Here is a 25,841-nt window from a genome sequence, read left to right on the forward strand (position 1 = left end):
ACCGACGGGCAGGTCCGCAGTGTGGACCCACCCGGAGCGGTGTGGGGCGCACCGGTGCGCGCCGTCCTAGCGGCCGCGCCACTCCGGGCGGCGCTTCTCCAGGTAGGCGGCGATGCCCTCGCGGCGGTCCTCGCTGAGGTAGGGGTTGGGGCCGACGTCGAGGCGCAGGGCCTGCCACAGCGGGAGCTCGACGCCCTTGACGGCGGTCTCCTTCATGCGGCGGACGCTGATCGGGGCGTTCCCGGCGATCTTCTCGGCGAGGGCGAGGGCGGTCGGCAGGACGTCGTCGGTGTCGACGATCCGGTTGACCAGGCCCCAGCGCTCGGCGTCCTCGCTGCTGACGTACTCGCCGACCAGCAGCATCTCCAGCGCGATGCCCATCGGGATGCGCTTGGGCAGGACGACGGAGCCGAAGTTGGCGCCCATGCCGATGGTGGCTTCGGGGAGGCCGAGCTTGATGCCGGGCGCGGCCACGCGGAGGTCGCAGGCGAGGGCGAGCTCGAAGCCGCCGGCGACGGCGTGGCCCTGCAGCGCGGCGACGACGGGGATGGGCGTCTCGGTGACGACCTCGAAGATCGACCGCCCGGGCCGGCCCATCGGCGGCCGGAACCGCTCACCGCGCTCGTCCTGGGCGCGGATCTCCTTGAGGTCGAAGCCCGCGCAGAAGGCGGGGCCGTTGCCCGTGAGCACGAGAGCGCGCACCGTGCCGCCCTCCGCGGCGTCGAGGAGCTCCTCGACGAGGTCGGCCTGCACGTCGGTGGAGAGCGCGTTGCGCCGCTCCGGCCGGTCGAGGGTGAGCACGCGGACGTGCCCGCGGTTCTCGACGACCAGGCCCGACTCGTACCGCTTCGATTCGCTCACGCGCCATTCGTACCGGTCGGCGTCCTGCGCAGCGCACCGGGCCCTCCCCGGCAGGGCGCGCGAGCAGCCCGGGTCTCCCCGCACCCCGCGGATCGACGCCTGGGCTCGTAAGCCCGACCGCCAGCGCAGCAGGTTCCACCACGGGCGTTCGGCAGCAGCCGAGCGCCCGGGTCGGGCAGGGACGACGGGTCAGGCGGAGATGAGGAACGGTTCGCCGATGAGGATCTCGGTGCCGTCGGGACGGTAGGTGCGCCATCGCCCGTCCGGTTGTCGCTCGATGCGGAACCCGTGGTGGACCTTGGTGTGGTGCCTCTCGCAGAGCAGCCCTGAGTTGTGCAGCGAGGTGTCCCCTCCGTCGACCCAGTGCACGACATGGTGCACGTCGCACCAGTAAGTGGGCGCATCGCAGCCGGCGAAGACGCAGTGCTGGTCGCGCACCTCCACCGCCCTGCGCAGGTGCGGCGGAACCAGCCGTTGACTGCGGCCCAGATCCAGCGGTTGGCCTTCGGGGCCGATGACGATGCGGGTGACGGTGCCGTCGCAGGCCAGCCATCGGGCCTTCGCCGCGGAAATGATGCTGCCGAACCCGGTCCGGCCCGCGCCGGCACCGGTCCCCGCGGCGGAGCTGGTGTCCATCAGGTCCTCGTGGTCGATCAGCACCCCGATGTGCGGCTTGTGGCCGCGCAGCACCGGCAGCGCTCCGGAGGCCAGCGCGTTGTCGCACAGCTGCACCAGCGCATCACCGGCCTGCTGGGCGCGGGTGCGGGTGTCCCCGGCGGGGCGGGAGGCCTGCAGGATCGCCTCGACCGCGGCCTGGAACTTCTCCCCACCCACCGCATCGAGCGTGCCGGAGAACGACAGCGTGCCGTCGGTGTGCTTGGCGAACGACAGCGACCGCTGCTCGGTCGGATCCGGCTCAGTGCCGTCGGGGTCCAGCCGCGCCAGGTAGTGCCCCACGGCCTGCCGCAGGTCGGCATGCGAAGCGCTGGTGGCCACATCGGTGAGCAGCCGGTCGATCTCGGCCACGTCCACGCCTTGGGCCTCGGCGCGGGCCAGGTTCACGTCGGCCACCACCGGCGCGACATCACCGACACCGCCTCCGCCGGCACGAGACCCGCCGCGGCCGCCGCGGCGAGCACCGGCAGCCGCTCCGACGCCCGCCCGTTGCGCACCAGCTGGCTCGCCGCGCCCTGCGGCAACCGGTGGTGCCCCCGCAGCCAGGAGGCCATCGTCGCCTTGCCGTCGTGCTCCGAGGCCCGGGTCAGCTCACCCTCCCGCACCGTCCGGGCCAGCTCCGCATCGATCACGTTCCGCGCACCCACCAGCACGGTGGCGCGCTCCAGCACCGCCGGCCCGAACGACGACTTCAGTTCCTCACCGGCCAGCGCCGCGAGAGCACCGGTCAGGCACTCCATCGGCGTTCCGCACGCGGTCGAACACATGTACGAATAGTACCGACGCCAGGCGCACGAGCCCAGGTGAATCCCCAGGTCAGCTCGTTGTCCACAGCCCATCGTCCACCGGTTGACGCGCACCCCGCGGACGGGTCGGATCGATGCAACCGAACAGGAGAACCCCATGGCGAGCAAGGACCAGAAGGCCCACCAGAAGCAGCTGAAGGACGAGTACCTCCGGGCTCAGCAGGCGGCCAGCGCCTCCCGCATGCCGCTCGACGCCGAGCAGCTCCAGCAGCTGCTCGAGCACGTCGACGCCGCCGTGCTGGCGGCGGGCTGCGACCACGGGCTGCGGGCCACCGAGGCCTGGGCGCACGCACACCGGATCGACGTCGAACGCCTGCGCGAGGGGCTCGAGGAGTACGGCGGATTCTGCGACTGCGAGGTGGTGATGAACGTCTACGTCGAAGACGTGTTCACCGCCCGCCGACAGCAAGCACCCGGTACGAGGCGATGACTTCGCCTGGCCGCGGACGTCTGGGTGTGGACGAGGCCGACGACATCGGCCCGGGACGAGAGGCATGTGCATGACCGACATCCGGAACGACGTGGACGAGCAGCAGCTGCAGCGCTGGACGGCAGCGACCTGCACCGGCCTCGCGGACCTGCTCGCCGCCGGTCCCGATGACGCGTGGGACGCGGCCACCCTCTGCGCGGGCTGGCAGGCCCGGCACGTCGTCGCCCACGTGACGATGCCGGCACGGCTCACGGCCGAGCAGTTCGGCGCCGAGATGACGGCCGCCGGCGGGAGCTTCGACCGGCTCTCCGACACCGTCGCCGCCCGCGACGCCTCGCTGCCACCGGGCGAGCTGGAGGACGCCCTCCGCTCCCCGGCGCTGCACACCTGGGAGCCGCCGGGCGGTGGCGCGATCGGCGCCCTGAGCCACGCCGTCATCCACTCGCTCGACGTGACGATCCCGCGCGGGCGGCCGCCCGTGGCACCGGCCGAGGCCGTCTCCGCCGTGCTGGACCACCTCGCCGCCGCCGAGGGCGCGGTCTTCGGCATCGACCTCGCCGGTGTCCGCCTCGAGGCGACCGACACCGGCCGCAGCTGGGGCGACGGCGAGCCGGTCCGGGCGGAGAGCGGCGCACTCGTCGCGCTGCTCAGCGGCCGCACGCTCCCTGACGGCCGGGCGCTCCCCCGGCGGTGACCACGGTCCTCAGCGCGAGCCGCGCACCCGCATCGTGAGCACCGTGCCGACGCCGAGCGCCACACCCGGCACCGCCAGCCACATCGGCCAGAAGTACGTCAGCCCGGTGCCGAGGCTGACCAGCAGCCAGACGGTCACGTTCAGGGCCACCACCGACGCCCAGATGGTCCAGAGGATCTTCAGCGCCAGCGGGAACCCGGCCGGGCGGCGCACCACCGAGGCCCCGGCGGCCCGTGCCATCCCGGCCGCGGCCGCCACCGAGGTCACCGGCGCGGGCGACGCGGTCCGCGCCGGGAGGTCGGTGAACAGCCGGGCGAGGTCCCCGTAGGTCACCGCTGCGTAGGCCGCGGCGAGCCGGCGGTCGTACTCGTCCAGGTCCAACCGGCCCTCGTCGTGGGCGGCGCGCAGGCGGTCGGCCGCCGCCTGCCGGTCGGCGTCCCCCGCCCGCACATCGGGTGCGTGGGTCATGGCACCTCCGGTTGCGGAACGTCCGAGCATCGTCGCACCGGGGCCCTCCCCGGCGGAACGACGCGGCCCGCCGGACCCGCCCGTCCTGTGATCCCCACCGGCTTCTCGACGCAGGTGTCACACCTGCCCCACCCGTCGGGGAGCATGAAGGGACCATTCCGTCCTACCCGGTAGACAGGTGACATGGAGAGCACTGCCGAGTCCGACCTCCGCGACGCCGTGGCGCCGCGGACGACGGCCGTCTCCATCGAGATCACCTCCACGCCGGTGCTGAGCTACGCGCTCGCGCACAACGGCATCCCGGTCGTCCCCCGGCTCGCGCTCACGTCGGAGAGCACCGTCCGCGGCGCGACCGTCCGGCTGTCGGTCCGCGACGCCGAAGGCCCGATCGCCCGCCCGGTCGAGTTGCTGGCCGACCTCGACGCGGGGCGCTCCACCGTCCTCACCGACGTCGGCCTCGTCATGGACCCGGCCGCGATGCTGCAGGTCGAGGAGCAGCGCCCGGGCGTCATCGACGTCGAGGTGTGGGTCGACGACGTCGCCGAGGGCGGGCCGGTCCTCGCCGGCGAGGCGTCCCGCTCCGTCCAAGTGCTCGCCGCCAACCAGTGGCTGGCCTCTCCCCTGCCGCTCGCGCTGGAGATGCTCGCCGCGCACGTCACGCCCAACCACCCGGCGGTGACCGCGCTCGTCGCCGAGGCCGTCGACCGGCTGGAGAGCACCACCGGCAGCGGGGCTCTCGTCGGCTACGCCGCCACCGCCGAGCGGGTCGACGAGGTGGTCACCGCCATCGCCGAGACGCTCCGGGCCCGCGGCCTGCGCTACAGCGAGCCGCCGGCCACCTGGTCCGACGTCGGTCAGCAGGTCCGCACCCCGGGCGACGTCCTGACCTGGAAGGTCGGCACCCCGCTCGACACCGTCGTCCTCCTCGCCGCCGCCCTGGAGCAGGCCGGCATCCGGCCGCTGCTCTGGCTGGCCGAGGGGATCGGCGGGAGGGAGGGGGGAGCACACGCCTTCCTCGGCTACTGGCGCGAGGAGCGGAGTGCGGAGTCCGCCGCCACCACCGACCCCGCGGGCCTGGTCAACCTGGTCGACCTCGGGCTGATCGGCCTGGTCGAGACCACGCTGCTCACGAGCATGGGCGAGGTCGGCACCGACCTGCACCACCCGGCCTACGACGGCTGGCTGACCGGCGAGCTCGACCGCATCGTCGGCGTGACCGACGTGCACCGCGCCCGCCGCGACGGCATCGTCCCGCTGCCGGCCCGCGCCCGTGACGAGGCCGGCGTGCTGCAGATCGTCGAGTACCGGGCCGCGGTGCACAGCGCTCCCGCGCCGCCCGAGGGGACGACGGCGACGGCGTCCGCACCGAAGCCGGACGCGCCCGCGCGCGTGCAGCAGTGGAAGAACGCCCTGCTCGACCTCAGCCTGCGCAACCGGCTGATCAACTACACCGAGCGGACCGGGCTGGCGCTCACCGTCCCCCCGTCCGCGCTGCCGGTGCTCGAGCGGTTCGTCCACGACGGCACCCCGATCACCCTGCTCCCCGGCGACAAGCTGGCCGCCGTGCAGACCGAGCGCGGCCTGGCCGACGCCGGCGACCTGCCGACCGCGCAGCTGGCCGACCTCCTGGTCGAGCGCCGCGAGGTGCACGCCGACGTCACCACCGGCGGCTACCTGCCGCGGCTGCGCAACCTGGCCTACCGCGCGAAGACGGTGCAGGAGGAGACCGGCGCCAACAACCTGTACCTGGCGCTGGGCTCGCTGGCCTGGGAGCTCGACGGCCGGCCGCTGCGTTCCCCGCTGGTCCTCATCCCGGTGACGCTCACGCCGCTCAGCCGCACCGGCTCCTACCGGCTGGCGCTCGACGAGACCGGCAGCACCGCCCCCAACTACTGCCTGCTGGAGAAGCTGCGCCAGCTGCACGGGCTCACCGTCCCGACGCTGACCGAGACCGCCGACGGCACCATGGACGTCGAGGCCGCGCTCGAGGCCTTGCGGGTCGCGCTGGTCGGTCACGGGCTGCCCTACCGGGTGGAGGCGACGGCGGACCTCGCCGTCCTCCAGTTCGCGAAGTACCGGCTCTGGAAGGACCTCGACGAGCACTGGGCCGACTTCGCGGAGAACCCACTGGTCGCCCACCTCGTGCACGAGCCGACCGAGCCGTTCACCGACCCGGCGCTGGAGAGCGGCGCGTACACCGACCTGGACGACCTCGCCGCAGGGCTGCCGGTCGCCGCCGACTCCTCGCAGCTGCGCGCCATCGCGGAGGCCGACGCCGGCCGCACCTTCGTGCTCGAGGGCCCGCCCGGCACCGGGAAGTCGCAGACCATCACCAACCTGCTGACCCGCGCCGTCGCCCAGGGCAAGCGGGTGCTGTTCGTCGCCGAGAAGCGGGCCGCGCTCGACGTGGTCGCCCGCCGGCTGGACGCCGTCGGCATGGGCATGTTCGCCCTCGACCTGCACGACAAGGGCAGCCGCGCCTCGATGGTGCGGGCGCAGATCCGGCTGGCCCTGGAGCACGCAGTCTCCGTCGACGAGCAGGGGCTGGCCGCCGACTCGGAGAACCTGCGCTCGGCCCGCCGGCTGCTGGCCCGCTACGCCGACCGGCTGCACACCGAGAACGCCGCCGGGCTGTCGCTGTACACGGCACGCACCGCGGAGCTCACCGCCGGCACCGACGTGCAGCCGCTGCCGATCCCGCTGCCGTTCGTCGCGAACGCGCCGGCCGAGGTGCTCACCCAGGTGCGGCGCGCGCTGGCTCTGCTGCCCGAGATCGCCGACCTCACCCGGCCCTCGCCGCGCCACCCGTGGGCGTTCGTCGACTCGCCGTCCATCGACCTCCCGGCCGCCCAGGCCGCGGCCGCCGAGGTCGACGAGGCGGTGCGCGGCGTCGCCGGGCTGCCCGCGCTGACCCAGGTGCTGCGGCACGCCCGCACGCCGGAGGACTTCGCCGCGCTCGCCCACCTGCTCGGCGGCCCGGCCGTCGGCCTGGACGTCCTCGACGAGACCTTCTCCCACCGCTGGACGACGGCGACCGGCGCGGTGCTGGGCGAGGTCGCGGCGTTCCTCGCCTTCCGGCACCCGGGCATGGAGCTGGTCGAGCCCGAGGTGCTCGGCCTGCCGCTGGCCGACATCTACGTGGCCGCGCAGACGGCGGCGGCGTCGTCCTGGTGGGGACGCCGGCGGCGGCTGATCGCGGTGCGCGACCGGCTCGCCCCGCACCTGCGGCCCGACGCCAAGGTCAAGCCGAAGGACGTCCCGGCGCTGGTCGAGAACCTGTGGCGGGTGCAGACCGCCGTGCAGCAGATCGCCGGCCGGGTCGCCGCGCTGCCGGGGATGACGCTGCCCGAGGGCTGGAACCCGTTCGTCGACCCGCAGCTGGTCGAGCGCCAGGTGGCCTGGCTGCGCCGCGCCGGGCAGGCCGTCGACGGCTCGTCCACCTTCCACGTGCAGCTGCGCAAGCTGATCGTGGCCGGCACCCCGGTCGGCGCCGAGACGGCGTCGGCGGTGCACCGCCTGCACGACGCGGTGACCGCGCTGCTGCACGTCGGCGGTGCGAGCGCCGACCAACTCGCCGCCTGGGCCGGCGACGACGGGTTCACGCTGCGCTGGTCGATGACCCGGCCCGAGCGCGGCTCCGCCGCTCCGTCGGGGCCCGGCGGCGCCGGCTCGGTGCTCATGTCGCTGCGCCGATGGGTCACCTTCCTCGACACCCTCGAGCCGCTGCGCTACGCCGGCCTGTTCGACGCGCGGCGGCTGCTGGTCACGGGCGCGATCACGGCCGACGACGCCGTCCGCGCGCTGGACCGGGGGCTGGCCGCGGCCTCGGTGACCGAGCGGCTGGACGCGACCGGGCTGGACCTGTTCGACGAGGGCGTGCACGAGAAGGCGATCGACCGCTTCACCGCCGCCTCGCGGGCTGTGCGCGAGCACCTCACCTCCGCGCTGCCGGCCTCGGTGCTGGCCACCCGCCCCTTCGACGCCGCGGCGGGCGCCGGCCAGGTCGGTGCGCTCCAGCGCGAGCTGGCCAAGCAGCGCCGCGGGCTGGGCGTGCGGCAGCTGCTCGCCCAGTACGGCGACCTGATCACCGCGGTCATGCCGTGCGTGCTGGTCTCGCCGGACTCGGTGGCCCGTTTCTTCCCGGCCGCCGCGGCGCAGTTCGACCTGGTGGTCTTCGACGAGGCCTCGCAGATCCGGGTGGCCGACGCCGTCGGGGCCCTGGGGCGGGCGAAGGCCGCCGTCGTCGTCGGTGACTCCAAGCAGATGCCGCCGACGTTCTTCCTCGAGCCGACCGCCTCGGTCGCCGACGACGTCGTCGAGGTGGAGACCGCGGTCGAGGACGAGGAGTCGATCCTCAGCGAGTGCGTGCAGGCGCGGGTGCCGCGGCACTGGCTGTCGTGGCACTACCGCAGCCAGGACGAGTCGCTGATCGCGTTCTCCAACGCGCAGTACTACGAGAACCGGCTGTCGTCGTTCCCGGCGCCCACCCACGGCCGGGCGTCGGCCGAGCCGGACGGCCGCGGCGTCTCGCTGGTGCGGGTGCCGGGCACCTTCCACCGCTCGGGCGCCGGCCGGCTGCTGCGCACCAACCCGATCGAGGCCAAGGCGATCGTCGCCGAGATCCGCCGCCGGTTCGACGCGGTGCCCAAGTGGGAGGGCGTCGACGCGGTGCCCTCGATCGGCGTCGTCACCTTCAACGCCCAGCAGCGCTCCTACATCGAGTCGCTGCTGCGCGACGCCGACGACGAGCGGCTGGCCGCGGCGCTGGACCGCACCGACGGCGAGGGCCTGTTCGTCAAGAACCTGGAGAACGTGCAGGGCGACGAGCGCGACGTCGTCTTCTTCTCCACCGGCTTCTCCCCCACCGCCGACGGCACGCTGCCGCTGAACTTCGGCCCGCTCAACCGCAGCGGCGGCGAGCGGCGGCTCAACGTGGCCATCACCCGCGCCCGCCGGCAGGTCGTCGTCTTCTTGTCCTTCGACCCGGAGCAGCTGCGGGCCGAGGAGACCAGCTCGGTCGGCATCAAGCACCTGCGCGCGTACCTGGACATGGCCGAGCGGGGCACCGACGTGCTGCCACGCTCGCCCCGGTCGGTCGCCGTAATCGACCGGCACCGGGAGGAGATCGCCGACGCGCTGCGCGGGCGCGGGCTGGTGGTGCGCACCGACGTCGGGCTCTCGGAGTTCCGTGTCGACCTGTCGATCTCCCGACCTGTCGACCCGGAGACCCCGGTGGCCGCGGTGCTGCTGGACGGCCCGTCGTGGGCGCGCCGCGGCACGGTCGGTGACCGCGACGGGCTGCCGATCGAGGTGCTCGGCGAGCTGCTGCGCTGGCCCGTGGTGGAGCGGGTGTGGCTGCCGTCCTGGCTGCGCGACCCCTCCGTGGTGGTCGACCGGCTGGTCGAGGCCGTCGACGCCGTGCCGTCGGCCCCGGTGCTGCCCGCCCCCATCCCCCTGCCGACGGCGGCGCTCGAGTCGTTCAAGGGCGTGGCCGCGCTGCGCTCGTCGGTGACCGCGTCGGTGGCGCTGCCCGCGACGACCGCGCCGGCGAAGCCCGCCGCCAAGCCGGCCGCGGTCCGCAAGCCCGCCGGGCCGGTGCCGATGGACGGCGAGACCCCGTTCGTGCCGTGGATCCCGAAGGTCGCCGGCGAGAAGACCGTGCTCGACGAGCTACCCGCGTCCAAGGCGGCGCGGGCGGTGCGCCGGGTGCTGACCGCCGGTATCAAGGCCGAGGGCCCGATCCACGTCGACCGGCTGGCGAAGCTCACCGTCGGGGCGTTCGGGCTCACCCGGGCGACCGAGTCGCGCAAGTCGGCGCTGCTCTCGCTGCTGCCCCCGTCGGCGGTGCAGGGCGAGCACCTGTGGCCCGAGGGCGTCACGCCGGAGAGCTACGAGGGCTTCCGCCGCCAGGTCTCCAGCACCGACCGGCCCATCGACCAGGTGGCGTCGGAGGAGATCGCCAACGCGATGCGCGCGCTCTGCCGCGCCGCCGCCGGCATGCGGCGGGACGAGCTGTTCACCCAGACCGCCGCCGTCTTCGGGCACAAGCGCCGCTCGGCCGCGGTCACCGCGGTGCTCGAGGGGGCGCTCGCCACCGCCCTCGACCGCGGCCGGATCACCGAGCAGCCCAACGGCCTGCTCACCCACTGACTCTTTTCCGCTCTTCAGCGGACGAGCAGGCTGCTTCTCGGCGGAAGCGCAGGGTCCGGTCGCTCCCGGGTAATAGGGCTGCGCCGCTCCGCGTGCACGTGTTGACTGCACCGGCTGCGCAGCACCCCTGACCGCACACGGAGCGAATCGAAAGGACGATGGAGAAGATCAACGCACGCCTGCTCAACTGGGCGTCGATCCTGGAGGACACCACCCGCGAGCAGGCGGAGCGCACCGCGCAGATGCCGTTCATCCACCCGCACCTGGCCCTCATGCCCGACGCCCACCTGGGCATGGGCGCGACCGTCGGCTCGGTCATCCCGACCGACGGCGCGATCATCCCGGCGGCGGTCGGCGTGGACATCGGCTGCGGGATGATCGCCGTCCGCACCCAGTTCACCGCGGACGACGTCGCCGGCCGACCGCTGGACGTGCTGCACCAGCAGATCTCGCGCTCGGTCCCGCTGTCGGCGGGTGGCCGGAACGCGAAGATCCGGGCCAGCGCCGAGCCGCGGATCGCCGAGCTGCGGGACACCCCCGGTGCCGGGCAGGCCGACGCCGAGGCGCGGCAGTGGCCGCAGCAGCTCGGCACGCTGGGCAGCGGCAACCACTTCATCGAACTGTCCCTCGACGAGCAGGACCGGGTGTGGCTGTTCCTGCACTCGGGCTCGCGGGGTGTCGGCAACCGGCTGGCGCAGAAGCACATCAAGGTCGCCCGGGAGCAGTGCGCGAAGCGGCACATCCAGCTGCCCGACCGCGACCTCGCGTACCTGGTGGAGGGCGAGCCGGAGTTCGACCGGTACATCGAGGCGCTGCGCTGGGCGCAGCGGTTCGCCTACCTCAACCGCGAGGAGATGATGGACCGCTGCGTCGACCAGCTGGGCCGGTTCCTGGGCACCGAGGTCGAGCGGTACGAGACGGTCAACTGCCACCACAACTACACCGAGCGCGAGACGCACTACGGGCGCGAGGTGTGGCTGTCGCGGAAGGGCGCGATCTCGGCGCGGGAGGGTCAGCTCGGCCTGATCCCCGGGTCGATGGGCGCGGCGTCCTACGTGGTCGTGGGCAAGGGGAACGTCCCGTCGCTGATGTCCTCACCGCACGGCGCGGGCCGGAACTTCTCCCGCTCGGCGGCGCGGAAGCGGTTCACGCGGGCGGACCTGGACGCACGGATGGCGGGCATCGCCTGGGGGCGCTCGGACGCGTTCCTCGACGAGCACCCGGACGCGTACAAGCCGATCGACCAGGTCATGGCCGACGCCGCCGACCTGGTGGAGGTGCGGCACACGCTGCGCCAGATCGTGAACGTGAAGGGCGACTGAGCACCGGGCCGGCACCATGCGCAGACCGCGCTCGGACGCACGAGGGTGGTCATCCCCGCGGGGATGACCACCCTCTGACGTATGCGGGTGATGCGCAGACCGCGGCTCAACCCAGGGTGACCCTGCCCGTCCCGGCAGGCACGAGCTCGACCCAGGTGTTCCCGGGCGCGAGCAGCACGGGCGCGCCGCCGGGGCCGGTCAGGACGACCGGCGCGGTCTCCGACGCCTTCGACCAGCTCGCGGCGATGGTGCTGCCGCCGCTGGCGATGAGCGCCTCGCCGCCGCCGACCATGCGGGTCTCGGGGACCGGGTTGCCGGCCGGGTCGCGGAACGCGGTGTTGACGACGTCGACGCGCAGCACCACGACGTTCTTGGCGGCGAGCTGCGCGCCGTCCGACCCGGTCGCGGGTGTGTCGCCCTCGGCCCGCATCCAGCCCTCGTCCGGCACGCTCCACGCCCAGCTCGGGCGTCCGCTGCCGAGCTTGAGCTGCACCCGCGTGGTCGGCGTCCCCAGCGCGGCCGCGGTGGACGGCTGGCCGTCCGGCGCGAAGGAGAACTCGGGCGACGGCGGCGCCAGGTGGGCGGCGTCGGCCTGGGCCAGGAACCGCGCCGGGTCGGCGTGCACGTTGTGCGGCGCGGACCGGGTGGTCACCCGGAAGAAGCCGTCGGCGCCGGCGTCCTGGCTGAGCAACTGCGACCCGGTGTCGCCGATCGCCCGCACGAAGTCCGGGCCACCACCGGAGAAGGCGAACAGGCCGCGCAGCGGGCCGGCGATCGCGGCGTCCATCGGGCGCACCGAGCGGATCGGCCCGATCTCCGGCGGCACGTGCGAGTGGTAGACGGCGACGAAGCGGGTGATGCCGCCCTCGACGACCTCCTCCCACACCACGTCGGCGCTGCCCAGACCGGTCTGCGGCCGCGCGGCGGGCGAGTTCTCGATCTTCACCGCGAGCGCCGGGCGCTGCGGCGGCGCCTCGGCCATCACCCCGGTCAGCGGCCACGGCACCAGAACGGGTGCGGGTGGCGCGTCGGGGACCGCGGAGCTGGTCGAGCCGACCGGCGACAGCCCGTCGGAGCCGCAGCCGGCCAGCGGCAGTGCGAGCGCACCGATCAGCGCGAGGGCTCCGGCCGTGCGGCCGAGGGAGCGGCGGGAAGGCGTCCGGTGGGACATGAGGGCGAGCTCCTGCGTGCGGTGCGGACCGCCCGCCGAACGGGCTCCGCGTCACGATAGGGCGCAGAGACCATGACCGAGCGTGACGCCACACCGCATGTGACGGCTGAGGCTCAGGTGCGGGAGAGGGCCAGCACCGTGACGTCGTCGGTCCCCGGCGGGGCCAGCGCGCCGAGCACCGACTCGAGCAGCTGCTCCGGCGCCGCCGGACCGCCGGCCACCGCCTGGCGCAGCGCATCGAGCCCGCTCTGCAGCCCACCGCGGCCCCGCTCGACCAGGCCGTCGCTGAACAGCACCAGCCGGTCGTCGCCGACCAGCCTCAGCCGGGCCTCGGCGTAGGTCGGCGCGTCCAGCACCCCGAGCGCCGGCCCGCGACCGCCCATCACGTACTCGGCGCCGCCCTCGTGCGCGTGCAGCACCGGCAGGTGCCCGGCGCTGGCGACCACGACCTCGCCGGTCCCCGGATCGAGCTGGGCGACCACCACGGTCGCCATCTCGCCGGGCAGCAGCGCGCTCGTCACCTCGTTGATCATCGCCAGGGCCGCTGCCGGACCGGCCGCGCGCAGCAGGTGCGCCCGCAGCGCGTGCCGCAGCTGCGCGGTCACCGACGCGGCGGCCAGGCCGTGCCCCGCGACGTCCCCGAGGACGACGGCGAGCGTCCCGCCGGGCAGCGGCACCAGGTCGTACCAGTCGCCGCCGACGACGTCCTCCGCGCTGGGCACGTACCGGGCGGCCATCGCCACCCCGGGCACCTTCGGCAGCTCCTCGAGCAGGAGCGTGCGCTGCAGCGCCCCGGCCAGCCGGTTGTCCTCCTCGGACCGGTTCAGCGTGGCGGCGGCGAGGTGCCCGGCCAGGGCTCGGGCGGCGGCCACCTCGTGCTCGCGCCACGGCCGCGACGTGCCGCGGACGATCTCGCTCCACGCGTCGAACGAGCGGCGCGGGCTCAGCCGCGGGCCGTCGTCGGTCTGCGCGACCTTGGACTCGTAGGGGTTGCCGCCCCAGGTCACCTCGCGCAGCGTCTCCGGCCGGAACCAGGCCAGGAAGTCGCCCGGCCCGACCGGGACGGCGAGCACCCCGCTGGCGGTGTCGACGAGGTCGGCGGCGTCCGGCACCAGTGACGAGGCCGCGTCGGTGGCGGTCGCGCCGGCGGCCAGCAGCGCCGCCACGATCCCGGGCACCCGCTCGGCGGGCGGCGTCGTCCCCAGGAGCCGGAGCTGACCGCCCAGTCGCACCGCGGCACCGGCGGCGGGCAGCAGGTCCAGGACGGTCACGTCCTGCTCGGTGAGCGCAGCCCCGAGCGCGCGCGGCGTCCGGCCGACGGCGGCGGAGAGCTCGGCGGCGCGCTCGGCGACGTCGACGATGCCGTCCAGCTCGCTCTCGGCGACCACGGTGCGCAGCAGCAGCGAGGCGGTGCGGCCGAGGAACTCCGCGGCGGTGCGGTCGGCGTAGGACGGGCGGTGCGGGCCGGCGTAGTGGTGGCAGGAGATGAGCCCCCACAGCCGGCCGCGGTCGATGAGCGAGACCGACATCGACGAGACCACGCCCATGTTGGCCAGGTACTCCAGGTGCACCGGCGAGACGCTGCGCAGCATGGCGCCCGACAGGTCCAGCGGGCGCCCGGTGCCGGGGACGACGGCCGGCTCCAGCGGCACCCGCGCGTAGCCGGCGTCGGGGATCAGCCGCATCCAGTTGGTCGTGTAGAGCTCCCGGGCCTGGGCAGGGATGTCGCTGGCCGGGAAGCGCAGCCCGAGGAACGGCTCGAGGTCGTCCCGGCGGGCCTCGGCGATCACCTCGCCGTTCCACTCCGGGTCGAAGCGGTAGACCATCACCCGGTCGAACCCGGTGACCGTGCGGACGTCGCGCGCCAGCGTCGCGCTGAGCTGCTCGAGCGTGGTCGACGCCGCCAGCCGCTGGAGCACACCGGGCAGCCGCCGGTGCCAGGCGGCACCGGCCTGCTCTGCGCCGGCCACGGGCTCCCACTCGGTGATCAGCAGCCCGTCCGCCCGGTGCAGGACGAGGTCGACCTCCGTACCGGCGACGGTCATGCGCAGCGGGTTCACCTCGGCGAGGTCACCGGCCAGCCCCGTCCGCAGGGTCGCGAGCGCCTCGTCGTCCAGCACGTCGGCGAGGCCGGCCGGCGTCCGACCGAACAGCTCCGCGGCGTTCGCCGAGGCGACGACGACGCCGAGGTCGGGCTCACGGACGCCGAGCAGCACCCCGTGCGGCTGGACCGCGCCGGGGACGGCGATCGGCTCGTCTGCACAGCGCGCGAGCGCCTCGTCGTCGACCCGACCGGCGGTCACGCTCCGGCGTCGCGGTCGGCGATGGTCGCGCGGATCTCGCCGGGCGAGCTGACCAGCGGCACGTAGGCGCCGAGGTCGAGCAGGTCGATGGTGAGCCGCACGGGCCCGTTCGACCGGGGGGCCACCACGTGCAGCCGGACGCCGGCCGTGCCGGCCTTGCGGGCGATGCCGAGCAGCGTGCGGGCACCGGAGGAGTCCAGGAACGTGGTGTGGGTGAGGTCGATGACGAACTCGGGCGAGCGGACCATCGACTCGTCCGCGGCGGCCTCCAGGCGCGGGGCGGTCGACAGGTCGAGCTCACCACGTACGGTGAGGGCGGGACGGCCGGCCACGGTCGCCGGTTCCACGTCGAACAGCACTGCACCGCCCCCTCTCATCTCGTCGTTCCGTCGAGCGTAGGACATCGGTGCCGAGGGGACAGACCTGCCATGGACATCTCGTTCAGCGTCCGGCTGCCGCGCGATGCGCGCAGCCTGCCCCTGATGCGCGGGCTGCTGCGCCAGGCGCTCGAGCACCTGGACGTCGCGAGGTCGACGATCGAGGAGGTCGTGCTCGCCCTCACCGAGGCGTGCGCGAACGTCGTGCAGCACGCCGGGGAGCACGAGGAGTACCAGGTCGACGTCGCCATCACCGACGACACGTGCCGGGTCAGCGTGCTCGACGACGGCCAGGGCTTCGACTTCGAGCAGGCGACGGCGGCCGAGGGGTCGCCGCTGGACACCGGCCGCGGTCTGGTCCTCATGCAGGCGCTGGTCGACAAGCTCGAGTTCGTCCGGTCCGACGACGGTCGGCACCGCGTGGAGCTGATCAAGCGGCTGCGCACCGAGCCCACCCTGCGACTGCTCCAGCCCTGATCCCGACCCCTGCGCACCGGTGGACGACGATGACGGCGTGAACGCTGTCCACCAGTCCCCCGAGGGGTTCGAGGCGCAGGTGCGCGACGCCGTCCGCCGGCTCGACGGCGTGGCCGAGCGGACGCCGCTGCAGCGCAACGCCCGGCTCTCCGCGCTGACCGGCGCCGACGTCTGGCTGAAGCGCGAGGACCTGCAGGTCGGGCGCTCGTACAAGATCCGCGGCGCGTACACGATGATCTCGGCGCTCGGTCCCGAGCAGCGCTCCGCCGGCGTCGTCTGCGCCAGCGCGGGCAACCACGGGCAGGGCCTGGCCTACGCCTGCCGCGCGCTGCAGGTGCGCGGCCGGGTGTTCGTGCCCGGGACGACGCCGCGGCAGAAGCGCGAGCGGATCGCCGCCCTCGGTGGCGACATGGTCGAGCTGGTCGTGACCGGCGACTCGTACGACGAGGCGGCGGCCGCCGCGGCGGTGTTCGCGGCGACGTCGGGGGCCACGCTGGTGCCGGCCTTCGACTCGCCGGCGACGGTGGCCGGGCAGGCGACCGTCGCCGTGGAGGTGCTCGAGCAGCTGCCCGAACCGCCGGACGTCGTCGTCCTGCCGGTCGGCGGTGGCGGGCTGCTCGCGGGTGCCGGCACCTGGCTGCGCGCCCACTCCCCCACCACCCGGCTCATCGGCGTGGAGCCGGCGGGGGCGGCGAACATGGCCGCGGGCGCTGGCCGCCGGTCAGCCGGTCGACCTGCCGGAGATGGACACCTTCGTCGACGGCGCCGCGGTCCGCCGGGCCGGCGCGGTCACCTTCCCGATGGTGCGCGACGCGGGCGCGGAGCTCCTGGCCGTCCCCGAGGGGCAGATCTGCACCGAGATGCTCGACCTGTACCAGACCGACGGGATCATCGCCGAGCCCGCGGGCGCACTGGCGACGGCGGCGCTCAGCGGCGGGCTGATCGACCTGGCGCCGGGCTCCACGGTGGTCTGCGTGCTCTCCGGCGGCAACAACGACGTCAGCCGGTACGCCGAGGTGGTCGAGCGCTCGCTGGTGCACCGCGGGCTCAAGCACTACTTCCTCGTCGAGTTCCCGCAGGAACCCGGCGCGCTGCGCCGCTTCCTCGACGAGGTGCTCGGCCCGGACGACGACATCGTGCGGTTCGAGTACGTCAAGCGCGACAACCGGGAGACCGGCGCCGCGCTGACCGGCATCGAGCTGGGCCGGGTCGAGGGCCTGGCCGAGCTGCTCGAGCGGGTCGAGGCCAGCCCGCTGCGCATCGAGCACCTGCTGCCCGGGTCGACGGCCTACCGCTTCCTGGTCTGACCCGCTCCCCGGCAGGTCGTCCTGCCGGATCTAGTGCTCTGAGTCTGTGGCGACTCAGAGCACTAGGACCGACGGACCGCCCCCCGGGCGGACCCCCTGGCCCGGGTGGGCGGCGTCCGCGGTCCTACGGCTCGAGCACCCGCACGGGCTCGCCGGCCACCCACGCGGCGACGTCCTCCACCGCTTCGCCGTAGAACACCTCGTAGGTGCCACGGGTGACGTAGCCCAGGTGCGGGGTGAGCACGGTGCGCGGGGCCGAGCGCAGCGGGTGGTCCCGGGGCAGCGGCTCGGTGTCGAAGACGTCGAGCCCGGCGCCGGCGATCCGGCCGCCGTGCAGCGCGTCGAGGAGCGCCTGCTGGTCGACGATCGGCCCGCGGCTGGTGTTGACCAGGACGGCGGTCGGCTTCATCCGGCCGAGGTCGTCGGCGCCGATGAGGCCGCGGGTCCGCCGGGACAGCAGCAGGTGGACCGTGACGACGTCGGCGGTGGCGAAGAGCTCGTCGCGCTCCACCCGGCGGACGCCGACCTCCGCGGCCCGCTCGTCGGTGAGGTTCTGGCTCCACGCCACGACGTCCATGCCGAACGCCTGGCCGACGCGGGCGACCCGGCTGCCGAGCCGCCCCAGCCCGACGACGCCGAGCCGGGCGCCGTCCAGGTCGCCGCCGAGGGTCTGCTGCCAGCCCCCGGCCCGGACGGAGGCGTCCTCGCGCGGGATGTGCCGCAGCGTGGCCAGGACCAGCCCCCAGGTGAGCTCGGCGGTGGCTGCCGCCCCCGCACCGGTCCCGCAGACGGTGATGCCCCGCTCGGCGGCCGCGGCGACGTCGATCGCGCGGTTGCGCATGCCCGTGGTCACCAGCAGCCGCAGGTTCGGCAGCCGCTCGAGCAGGTCCCGCTGGAACTCGGTGCGCTCCCGCATGGCGACGACGACGTCGAAGGGCTCCAGCCGCGCGGCGAGCGCCTCGACGTCGGAGACCGAGTCGTGGAACCCGACCACCTGGACCGGCCCCGGCACGCGGGACCAGTCGCAGAAGTCGGCGGCGACGGACTGGTAGTCGTCGAGGACGGCGATGCGGATCACGCCCCCGGTCTACTACACCGCCGTCGCCAGGGGCCCGGCGCCGGACGTGCGACGGCCCCCGACCGGCGGATGCGGTCGGGGGCCGTCGTCGGGCGCCGGTGGGTCAGCGGGGGCGCTTGCCGCCGGCGTTCTTGTTCTGGAAGTCGGCGAGCATCTTCTTGAGCTTCGCCTGGTTCTGCGGCTTGCGCGCTTCCTGGATCACCCGTGCGGCGACCCCGGACGCGATGAGCTTCCGGAGCATTCCGGCCATGTTCGCCTCCTCAGCTGTGGACTGACCCCGTCCCTGCCCCGTGACGGCGGCCGCCAACCCCCGTCGGGATCCCGGTCCACCGGCCGGAGGACGCGATCGGCGCCGAGCCGCGTGAGTGGGCCGCTGCCGTCGGTGACGCCACGCCTCGCACAGAGAAGTAAGCGCCCGATCACGTTCCGCTATGTGGGCGAGAGGTGCCGGCGGGGCCGGACGGCGACCGGCGTGCTGGGGCCGCGAGTCGCCCAACGGGCACCCGGGCGTGGCGGCCGGCCCATCACCCGGACGACGCCGCGGCGCGGTCCGGCAGGGGCCGGTCGATCCACCTAGCGTCGTCGCGGTCCGGCCGAGGCCTTCGACGTCGCCTCCGGCGACACCCGGCCGGACACCGCCGAACCGGCGCCGAACGTCTCGGCGCCGGGCCGGGGACCCACGCGCAGTCCCTGGGGTGAAGCGCGACCGGCTCGACCGGTCCCGCCGGGCGATCTCCCCGCCCGAACCCGTCAGCTAACTCGGTAGGCGGTTGATGGAGAACAGGAGAACGCGTCGTCCATGACGACTACCCGCACGTCCTCGTCCAGCCGCGTCCGCGGGGCGACCCTCGCCCTCCTCACCGGCGCCGGTCTCGCCCTCACCCCCCTGGCCGCCTCGGTCGCCGTCGCCCCGCCCGCCGCCGCTGCGCCCGTGATGTTCTCCGCAGCCCCGGCACCGACGCCGACCACGCAGGCGGCCGTCAACCACGCCCTGGCGCAGCAGGGCAAGCCGTACGTGTACGGCGGCACGGGCCCCGGCGGCTTCGACTGCTCGGGTCTGACCTTCGCGGCCTACAAGGCGGCCGGCGTGCAGCTGCCGCGCACGTCGCGCGCACAGGCGACCGCCGGCGTCGAGGTCCCCTGGTACGCCATGCAGCCGGGTGACCTGATCACGTTCTACGACCCGGTCGGGCACGTGGGGATGGCCATCGGCAACGGGATGATGGTGCACTCGTCGACCTACGGGAAGCCGGTCTCGATCGTGCGGGTCGACTCGGTGCCCGGCTACCACAGCACCCGCCGCGTCGCCTGATCTCCGCAGCTGTCGGCACCGGGCCGGGCCATCACCGGCCCGGTGTCGACACGGCGACATGGCGACCCGTCGACGTGTCCACACAATGCGCCAACCGGACGGTCCGGTTTCGGGTTGATCCGCCGGAGCGCGTCAGATCACGCGCAGATAACGTCAGTGCCAGCCGACGGCCCGTACCGGTCCGTCACCCCCCGCCCCACTTCCCCTGGAGCAGCGCTGTGCCTTCGTCCTACCGCCCCTTCCTGTCCCTGGTCCCCGACGAGACGGTCGACACCCACGACCAGCCGTCGTGGAGCACCCCGTGGACCGAGCCCGTCGCCCCCGACGACGAGTCGTGGCGGCTGTCGGCGCTGTGCGGTGAGACCGACCCGGAGGCGTTCTTCCCGGAGAAGGGCGGCTCGACCCGCGACGCCAAGCGCGTCTGCACCGGCTGCGACGTGCGGGCCGAGTGCCTGGAGTTCGCGCTGCGCAACGACGAGCGCTTCGGCATCTGGGGCGGGCTCTCCGAGCGCGAGCGCCGGCGGCTGCGCGTGGCCCGTCGCGACGCCATCACCGCCTGAGCGGCAGGAGCCCGCGCCGGGTAGGGACGACGAGGTGACGCCTCCTCCCCCGGTGCTGCTGCTCGACGTCGACGGCGTGCTCAACGCCGTCCGGCACGACCTGCCCGTGGGTTGGCGGCGCGGCCGCTTCAACGGCTACGTCCTGTCCTGGGATCCGTCGGTCGTGGCCCGGCTGCGGGCGTTGCACGAGTCCGGCCGGGTGGAGCTGCAGTGGCTGACCACGTGGACCGAGCTCGCCGACGAGCTGCTGGCCGGGCCGCTGGGGCTGCCCCGCGGGCTGCGCACGCACGGCCGCGACGCGCTGCCCACCGGCTTCGGCGGCACGCTCGGCGGCGTCGCCGGCTGGTGGAAGCTGACCGCCGCGCAGGCCGTCGCAGCGGCGGAGCCGGGCCGCCGCATCGTCTGGATCGACGACGACCTCGCCGACCAGGCCGACGACGCGAGCGCGTGGATCAGCGGCCACGGCCAGGTGCTGGTGGTGGCGCCCGCCTACTCCACCGGGCTCACGCACGCCGAGCTGGACCGGGTCGAGCGCTGGCTGGCCGACGGCGGCTGACGCCCGCCGCCCGGCCGCGCCGCAAGACCTGTCCGCCCGCCCGTCGCGGTGCCACTCTGCGCGGTGGACCGCAGGGGGTAACCGTGGATACCGGAACCGAAGCGAACCGAACCCGGCCGACGGGAGGCCGTGTGCTGGTGCTGGCCGCGCCGGCCGGCCCCGCGGAGGCCGACCAAACGCGCGCCTTCTGCGCGTTCCTCGCCACCGCCGGCGTCGAGGCGTGGCTGGAGTCGCTGACGTCCAACGAGCCCCCGGACCTGCAGCGGCTGCTGGAGGACACCACCGTCTCCTGGGTGCTGGTCGTCGCGTCGACGGCCCTGCCGAGTCGGGAGGTCGACGTCCCGCCCGGCCACTGCCCCGCCCTGGTCCCGGTGGTCCTCCCCGGCGGGCGGGCCGAGGACCTGCCCTGCTGGGCGCGCCCGGAGGGTGGCGCGGTCGTCCCGGTCACCGACTTCAGCGCGGAGGGCGCCGCTCCGCTTCTCGGGCTGCTGCTCCCGCCCGCGTCCCCGAACGGCCACGCACCGATCAGACCGTCGGGAGGGTGATCGACGACGGCGTCGGCCCGCCGGAGCGGATCCGGTGGGTGACCGGTCGGCTGCGCGTGGCCTTCCCGAGCGGCTCGCCGGTGCCGAGGTTGCGGGCGTAGCGCGGGTGCGCCCCACCGGAGACCTGCAGGCGGATCCGGTGGCCGGCGCGGAAGCGGTGCGCGGTGTCGGTCAGGGTGGTCTCGATCGTCCGCAGCCCCGCGCGCGGCACCTCCCCCGGCGCCGGATCGAGCCGGACCAGCCGGTCGGTCACGTTGATCGAGGCGCCGTTCGGCTGGACGTCGCAGAGCCGCACGAACACGTCGGCGTACGGGTTGTCCGACTCGACGACCAGCCGCACCCGCACCCCGCCCTGGACCTCCACCGGTCGGCGCAACGGCTCGGTGGTGAAGGTGCGGACGTCGGCGCGGGCCTCGAGCGCCCGGTTGTCCCGCTGCCCGGCGCTGTTCGCGAGCACCCGCCCGCCGATCGAGGGCGTCGGATCGGTCGGGTCGTAGGTGAACCGGGTGACCGCGGCCTCGACGGGGGCGTCGTCGACCAGTCGGCCGCCGCCGGCGAGGTGGAAGGTGCGCTCGGTGGCCACCGGGGGCCAGTCGGGCAGCGTCCGCCAGGTGCGGGCGCCGCTGACGTGCACCCGCACCGGCTCGGGCCGCTCGGGTGCCGGCGGAGCGCCGTCCACGGGCAGGTGGATGGCGAGCCAGGCCAGGCTCTCCGGCGTCGTGACCGCGGGGTCGATGCCCAGGTGCGCCCAGGGGCCGAGGGTCAGGGCGACGTCGACGCCGCGCTGCCGCAGGACGCCGTACTGGTACAGCGTCTGCTCGAGGAACCAGTCCTGCCAGCCGCCGATGAGCATCGTGGGCACGGTCGAGGAGTGCACGGCCGGCGTCGCGCGGTACCGGTCCCAGTAGGGGTCGGCGAGGTCGGGGTGGTCCATCCACTCGTCGAACCAGGGCGCCGGGGTGCCGCCGAACCGCTCGGCCAGGCCCTGCAGCGGCAGCTCGCCGAGGAAGGGGGCCAGCCGCCGCTCCGCCGTCGCCAGCCGGACCAGGCCGCGCAGGAAGCCGACCTGCTCCTGGTGGGCGACCAGGTCGGTCCAGATCGCCAGGTTGGTGAGCTGGAAGGCGCCGTCGATCAGCCCGGCCTGGGCGAGGTCGTGCGGGCCGATGTGCAGGACCATGGCCGTGAGCTCGGGCGGCGGGTCGAGCGCCAGCGCCCACTGCGTGTAGCCGAGGTAGCTGGGCCCGAGGGTGGCCAGCCGGCCGTCGAACCAGGGCTGCTCGCGCAGCCACGCGCCGGTGTCCTGGCCGTCGTGCTCCTCGTTGACCACGGGCGTGAAGTCGCCACCGGAGCCGAAGGTGCCGCGCACGCTCTGCAGGACCACGGCGTAACCGCGCTCGGCGTACGGCACCGCCGTGGACACGGCGAACCCGGCTCCACGCCCGTACGGGGAGCGCAGCAGCACCACGGGGTGCGGGCCGGCGGTGGCGGGCAGGTAGACGTCGGCCCGCAGCGCGGCGCCGTCGCGCATCGGGACGTCGACGTCGCCCAGCACCTGGACCGGCGCGAGTGGGGCGGGCAGCTTCCACCGGCGGCCCAGCGCGGCGGCAGCGAGGCGGGCCGGGCGCGGGAGCGGCCGGGGCGAGGGAGGATCGGGCCGGCGCACGGGATCTCCTGGTCAGAGCGGCGGGGACGGCGCGACCCTAGCGGCGGGTTGCGACGGTCTGCTCGTCGGCGCGGGGCCCTAGGGTCGGGGCATCGTCGTCCCGCGAGGAGCTGACATGCGCGCAGTGCAGTACCGGACCGTCGGCAGCGAACCCGAGGTCGTGGAGATCCCGACGCCCGAACCGGGGCCGGGCCAGGTGCGGTTGAAGGTGACCGCGGCCGGGCTGTGCCACTCGGATGCGTTCGTGATGAGCCTGCCCGAGGGCGTCTATCAGCTGCCGCTGACGCTGGGCCACGAGGGCGCCGGCGTCGTCGACGCGCTCGGCGACGGCGTGAGCGGCGTCGAGCTGGGCCAGCCGGTCGCCGTCTACGGCGCGTGGGGCTGCGGGCGGTGCCACGCCTGCGCCCGGGGTGCGGAGAACTACTGCCCGCATGCGGGCGGGCTCGGCATCTACCCGCCCGGGCTGGGCGCGCCCGGCGCTCTGGCCGAGTACCTGATTGTGGACGACGCCCGGCACCTGGTCCCGCTCGGCGACCTCGACCCGGTGTCCGCGGTCTCGCTCACCGATGCCGGGCTGACGCCGTACCACGCGATCGTCTCCTCGCTCGGCGCGCTGCCGGCCGGGAGCACCGCCGTGGTGATCGGCGTCGGCGGGCTCGGGCACGTGGGCATCCAGATCCTGCGGGCGATCACCGGGGCGACCGTCGTCGCCCTGGACCTCAGCGACGACAAGCTCAAGCTCGCCCGCGAGGTCGGCGCGCACCGCGCGCTGCACTCCGACGAGTCGGCGGTCGCGGCGATCCGCGAGCTGACCGGCGGGGTGGGCGCGCAGGCGGTGTTCGACTTCGTCGGCGCCGCCCCGACGCTGGAGATCGCCCGGCAGACCGTGGCGATGGACGGCGTCATCCAGATCGTCGGCGAGGGTCACGAGCAGGCCCGCCGCGCCACCGAACCCGTAGAAGGTGGCGAGCGTGCGCGCCATGATGCGCGTCGTCGCCACCTCGGGCGTTACGGACCGGCTCACCTCCTGGGTGTCGGCAGCTCCAGGGCCGGGCGGAGGCGCTGTCGCCCGGGCGGTACTGGGCGACGCCGCAGGACAGCGACACCCCGTCGTGCAGCGCGCAGACCCGGCGGACGAGGGCGAGCGCCTCCTCCCCCGTCCGGCCGGGTAGGAGCAGGGAGAACTCGTCGCCGCCGTGGCGGGCCAGCCGTCGGCGACCGCGCAGCACCCGGCTACCGTGCCGGGAGGTCCGCGCCGTCCCCGGAGGTTCGATGAGCTCGTCCATGCACCGCTCGCACCGGGTGGCCGGAGCACTCGTCGGCTCCGCCGTGGGTGACGCGCTCGGCGCGCCCTTCGAGTTCGGCCCGGCCGGGGCCTTCTCCGCCCGCTTCCCGGCGCCGGCCCGCGGCGCGAAGACCGAGATGTGCGGCGGCGGGTCGCTGGGCTGGGCGCCGGGCGAGTTCACCGACGACACGCAGATGGCGCTGCTCGTCGCGTCGTCCCTGGTCGACGCCGGCCGGCTGGACCCGGCCGACGTCTTCGACCGGTTCGCGCAGTGGGCGGCGGCCGACCCGCCGGACATCGGCAACCAGACGCGGGCGGTGCTGGGCTCGGGCCGGCCGTGGTCGTCGGCCGCGTCCGAGCACTTCGCGCGGTCGGGCCACGCGGCGGGCAACGGCTCGCTGATGCGCGCGACGCCGTCGGCGATCTGGTTCGCCCGGTTCGGGACCGCGGCCACCACGGACGCCGCCCGGCAGCTCTCGGCGCTGACCCACGGCGACCCGTCCGCCGGCGAGGGCTGCGCGGTGCACGCCGAGCTGATGCGGGTGGCCCTGGACGGCGGCGACCCGCTGGCCGCGATCCCCGCGGCGCTGGAGCTGGTGGCACCCGAGCACCGCGAGCGGTGGGCGACGGTGCTCGCCCCCGACTGGACGCCCGATCAGGCGACCGAGTCGAACGGCGCGGTGTGGCCGACGCTCGGTCAGGCGGTGTGGGCGCTGCGGCACGGGTCGGACTTCGCCGAGGTGCTGCGCCTGGTGATCGACCTGGGCGGGGACACCGACACGGTCGCGTGCGTGGCCGGCGGGCTCGCCGGGGCCGTGCACGGGATGGGTGGGATCCCGAGCCGGTGGGCGTCGGTGGTGCACGGCCGGGTGCCCGGGTTCGCGGAGAAGCTGTGGCGGCTGGCGGACCTGCAGCAGCTGGCGGCCGCGCTGGACGGCGGGGTGCAGCAGAGCTACGACCCGGGCGTGATCCCGCGGATCGGCCCCGAGGAGGTGCTGCCGGGCATCTGGGCGGCGAACCTCGACGGCGCGCGGTACAGCGAGCAGGACTTCGCCGTCATCTCGCTGTGCCGGCTGGGCGAGCCGTTCGAGCACGAGCTGCAGCGGATGGCGTACGTCGCCGACAACGAGCACAACAGCGACCTGGACGTCGTGCTCGCCGACGTGCTGGAGGACATGGCGGCGCTGCGCGCCGAGGGACACCGGTTGCTGGTGCACTGCCACGGCGGCGCCTCGCGGACCGGGCTGGTGCTGCGCGCCTGGCTGATGCGTACCGAGGGGATGACGGCGGAGGAGGCGACGGCGCACGTCGCCGCGCGCTGGCCGCACCTCGGGTTGTGGAACGCCAGCTTCACCCAGGCCCTGGACCGGCTCGCCCGCTGACGCCGGTGGCGTCCACCAGTGGGCCGTCGTTCCGGACGCCGTAGCTCAGCCGGGCGCGTTCGCGGGCCACCACCGGCCCCCCGGCGCCGATCCAGCGACACCCCGGGGAGACCTCGCCGGTGCTCGCGGAGACGACGAAGCAGGTGACGTTCGGCCACCCGGTGGCGGCGCAGAACTCGCCGATGTCGGCGAGCACCCGGGACGCGGCGAGCGCGGCCAGGCCCGGCTGGACCTGCTCGGCGAACTCCCTGTAGGTCACGGGTCGGTCGCCGGTCCGCGCGAGCTCCTGCAGCAGGCGGAGCCCGTCGACCACGCGCCGCGCCCGCCCGGCCGACCACGCGCGGTCCGCCAGGTAGCCGGCCAGGACCGGGTGCAGCGTTGCCCTGCTCGACCCGGCCCCGTCCACCACGGCTCCGAGC

Annotated in this window: 23 protein-coding genes, 1 pseudogene and 1 riboswitch; of the genes and pseudogenes, 13 read left to right on the forward strand and 11 right to left on the reverse strand. The window is 74.7% G+C overall.

The genetic code is table 11. The features are described from left to right. Positions 1–66: 66 nt before the first annotated feature. The 3 genes from JKP75_RS12445 to JKP75_RS21385 all read right to left on the reverse strand — a co-directional run bounded on the left by JKP75_RS12445 (position 67) and on the right by JKP75_RS21385 (position 2,303). Complete coding sequence (locus tag JKP75_RS12445) at positions 67–861, reverse strand: enoyl-CoA hydratase/isomerase family protein (RefSeq protein WP_200493125.1); 795 nt, start codon at positions 859–861, stop codon at positions 67–69. Between the two features lie 189 nt (positions 862–1,050). Next, positions 1,051–1,932: a DUF222 domain-containing protein gene (locus JKP75_RS12450; RefSeq protein ID WP_309229795.1), complete on the reverse strand. Its 882-nt coding sequence runs from the start codon at positions 1,930–1,932 to the stop codon at positions 1,051–1,053. Next, positions 1,920–2,303 carry a hypothetical protein gene (locus JKP75_RS21385; protein WP_242473311.1) on the reverse strand — a complete coding sequence of 128 codons (384 nt, stop codon included), beginning with the start codon at positions 2,301–2,303 and terminating at the stop codon, positions 1,920–1,922. Before JKP75_RS21385 ends, JKP75_RS12450 begins: the two co-directional genes overlap by 13 nt. A 136-nt stretch (positions 2,304–2,439) precedes the next feature. Here JKP75_RS21385 and JKP75_RS12455 point away from each other — a divergent pair, with 136 nt between their 5' ends. Continuing rightward, a complete protein-coding gene (locus JKP75_RS12455) occupies positions 2,440–2,772 on the forward strand; it encodes a DUF2695 domain-containing protein (protein ID WP_200490931.1) in 333 nt (110 codons plus the stop codon). A gap of 70 nt (positions 2,773–2,842) precedes the next feature. Then, entirely contained in the window at positions 2,843–3,466 is a 624-nt protein-coding gene (locus tag JKP75_RS12460) for a maleylpyruvate isomerase family mycothiol-dependent enzyme (protein ID WP_200490930.1), read from the forward strand. Between the two features lie 9 nt (positions 3,467–3,475). Here the strand turns inward: JKP75_RS12460 and JKP75_RS12465 are convergent, their stop codons facing one another. Further along, positions 3,476–3,934: a DUF1707 domain-containing protein gene (locus JKP75_RS12465; RefSeq protein ID WP_200490929.1), complete on the reverse strand. Its 459-nt coding sequence runs from the start codon at positions 3,932–3,934 to the stop codon at positions 3,476–3,478. 183 nt (positions 3,935–4,117) lie between these two features. Here JKP75_RS12465 and JKP75_RS12470 point away from each other — a divergent pair, with 183 nt between their 5' ends. After that, entirely contained in the window at positions 4,118–10,084 is a 5,967-nt protein-coding gene (locus JKP75_RS12470) for a DUF4011 domain-containing protein (RefSeq protein WP_200493126.1), read from the forward strand. Between the two features lie 158 nt (positions 10,085–10,242). Next, positions 10,243–11,406 (forward strand): RtcB family protein, encoded by a 1,164-nt coding sequence (locus tag JKP75_RS12475; protein ID WP_200490928.1) that lies wholly within the window; start codon positions 10,243–10,245, stop codon positions 11,404–11,406. A gap of 106 nt (positions 11,407–11,512) precedes the next feature. On the opposite strand, the gene JKP75_RS12480 is transcribed toward JKP75_RS12475, so the two are convergent. From JKP75_RS12480 to JKP75_RS12490, 3 genes are all read right to left on the reverse strand, one after another. Beyond that, complete coding sequence (locus JKP75_RS12480) at positions 11,513–12,577, reverse strand: DUF3048 domain-containing protein (RefSeq protein WP_242471269.1); 1,065 nt, start codon at positions 12,575–12,577, stop codon at positions 11,513–11,515. 113 nt (positions 12,578–12,690) lie between these two features. Then, positions 12,691–14,880 (reverse strand): SpoIIE family protein phosphatase, encoded by a 2,190-nt coding sequence (locus JKP75_RS24005; protein ID WP_200493127.1) that lies wholly within the window; start codon positions 14,878–14,880, stop codon positions 12,691–12,693. Next, positions 14,877–15,239 carry an STAS domain-containing protein gene (locus tag JKP75_RS12490; RefSeq protein WP_200490925.1) on the reverse strand — a complete coding sequence of 121 codons (363 nt, stop codon included), beginning with the start codon at positions 15,237–15,239 and terminating at the stop codon, positions 14,877–14,879. The genes JKP75_RS24005 and JKP75_RS12490 overlap by 4 nt, the downstream gene beginning before the upstream one ends. Positions 15,240–15,308: 69 nt before the next feature. On the opposite strand from JKP75_RS12490, the gene JKP75_RS12495 reads away from it, so the two are divergent. The 3 genes and pseudogenes from JKP75_RS12495 to JKP75_RS22900 all read left to right on the forward strand — a co-directional run bounded on the left by JKP75_RS12495 (position 15,309) and on the right by JKP75_RS22900 (position 17,041). Beyond that, a complete protein-coding gene (locus JKP75_RS12495) occupies positions 15,309–15,734 on the forward strand; it encodes an ATP-binding protein (RefSeq protein ID WP_200490924.1) in 426 nt (141 codons plus the stop codon). A 109-nt stretch (positions 15,735–15,843) separates the two neighbouring features. Further along, positions 15,844–16,365, forward strand: a pseudogene (locus JKP75_RS22895) (pyridoxal-phosphate dependent enzyme); the annotation flags it as partial. A gap of 112 nt (positions 16,366–16,477) precedes the next feature. Beyond that, positions 16,478–17,041, forward strand: a complete 564-nt coding sequence (locus tag JKP75_RS22900) for a pyridoxal-phosphate dependent enzyme (RefSeq protein WP_255523316.1) — start codon at positions 16,478–16,480, stop codon at positions 17,039–17,041. Between the two features lie 124 nt (positions 17,042–17,165). Here the strand turns inward: JKP75_RS22900 and JKP75_RS12505 are convergent, their stop codons facing one another. Together JKP75_RS12505 and JKP75_RS12510 are read right to left on the reverse strand one after the other, a co-directional pair. After that, complete coding sequence (locus JKP75_RS12505; RefSeq protein WP_200490922.1) at positions 17,166–18,119, reverse strand: D-2-hydroxyacid dehydrogenase family protein; 954 nt, start codon at positions 18,117–18,119, stop codon at positions 17,166–17,168. A gap of 103 nt (positions 18,120–18,222) precedes the next feature. Then, positions 18,223–18,369: a hypothetical protein gene (locus tag JKP75_RS12510; RefSeq protein WP_200490921.1), complete on the reverse strand. Its 147-nt coding sequence runs from the start codon at positions 18,367–18,369 to the stop codon at positions 18,223–18,225. 387 nt (positions 18,370–18,756) lie between these two features. Beyond that, a riboswitch (cyclic di-AMP (ydaO/yuaA leader) is annotated at positions 18,757–18,903 on the forward strand. A 15-nt stretch (positions 18,904–18,918) separates the two neighbouring features. Here JKP75_RS12510 and JKP75_RS12515 point away from each other — a divergent pair. The 4 genes from JKP75_RS12515 (at position 18,919) to JKP75_RS12530 (ending at position 21,092) form a co-directional block, all read left to right on the forward strand. After that, positions 18,919–19,431 carry a C40 family peptidase gene (locus tag JKP75_RS12515; protein ID WP_200490920.1) on the forward strand — a complete coding sequence of 171 codons (513 nt, stop codon included), beginning with the start codon at positions 18,919–18,921 and terminating at the stop codon, positions 19,429–19,431. Between the two features lie 218 nt (positions 19,432–19,649). Further along, a complete protein-coding gene (locus tag JKP75_RS24010) occupies positions 19,650–19,991 on the forward strand; it encodes a WhiB family transcriptional regulator (RefSeq protein ID WP_309229797.1) in 342 nt (113 codons plus the stop codon). A 34-nt stretch (positions 19,992–20,025) separates the two neighbouring features. Beyond that, the gene (locus JKP75_RS12525; protein ID WP_200490919.1) at positions 20,026–20,547 is read left to right on the forward strand and encodes an HAD domain-containing protein; all 522 of its coding nucleotides are present in this window, start codon (positions 20,026–20,028) and stop codon (positions 20,545–20,547) included. A 131-nt stretch (positions 20,548–20,678) separates the two neighbouring features. Continuing rightward, a complete protein-coding gene (locus JKP75_RS12530; RefSeq protein WP_200493128.1) occupies positions 20,679–21,092 on the forward strand; it encodes a hypothetical protein in 414 nt (137 codons plus the stop codon). On the opposite strand, the gene JKP75_RS12535 is transcribed toward JKP75_RS12530, so the two are convergent. After that, complete coding sequence (locus JKP75_RS12535; RefSeq protein ID WP_200493129.1) at positions 21,073–22,755, reverse strand: CocE/NonD family hydrolase; 1,683 nt, start codon at positions 22,753–22,755, stop codon at positions 21,073–21,075. The two genes, JKP75_RS12530 and JKP75_RS12535, sit on opposite strands and share 20 nt — an antisense overlap. Positions 22,756–22,870: 115 nt before the next feature. Between JKP75_RS12535 and JKP75_RS12540 the strand changes: the two genes are divergently transcribed. Next, complete coding sequence (locus JKP75_RS12540; RefSeq protein WP_242473313.1) at positions 22,871–24,031, forward strand: alcohol dehydrogenase catalytic domain-containing protein; 1,161 nt, start codon at positions 22,871–22,873, stop codon at positions 24,029–24,031. Continuing rightward, on the forward strand, positions 24,028–25,422 hold the full coding sequence (locus tag JKP75_RS12545; RefSeq protein ID WP_200490915.1) for an ADP-ribosylglycohydrolase family protein: 1,395 nt from the start codon (positions 24,028–24,030) through the stop codon (positions 25,420–25,422). The genes JKP75_RS12540 and JKP75_RS12545 overlap by 4 nt, the downstream gene beginning before the upstream one ends. Here JKP75_RS12545 and JKP75_RS12550 read toward each other — a convergent pair. Further along, positions 25,391–25,831, reverse strand: coding sequence for a hypothetical protein (locus tag JKP75_RS12550; protein WP_200490914.1), 441 nt, complete (start codon positions 25,829–25,831; stop codon positions 25,391–25,393). The two genes, JKP75_RS12545 and JKP75_RS12550, sit on opposite strands and share 32 nt — an antisense overlap. Between the last annotated feature and the right edge of the window lie 10 nt (positions 25,832–25,841).

Source organism: Blastococcus sp. TML/M2B, assembly GCF_016612865.1.
In the GTDB taxonomy this organism is placed as follows: Bacteria; Actinomycetota; Actinomycetes; order Mycobacteriales; family Geodermatophilaceae; genus Blastococcus.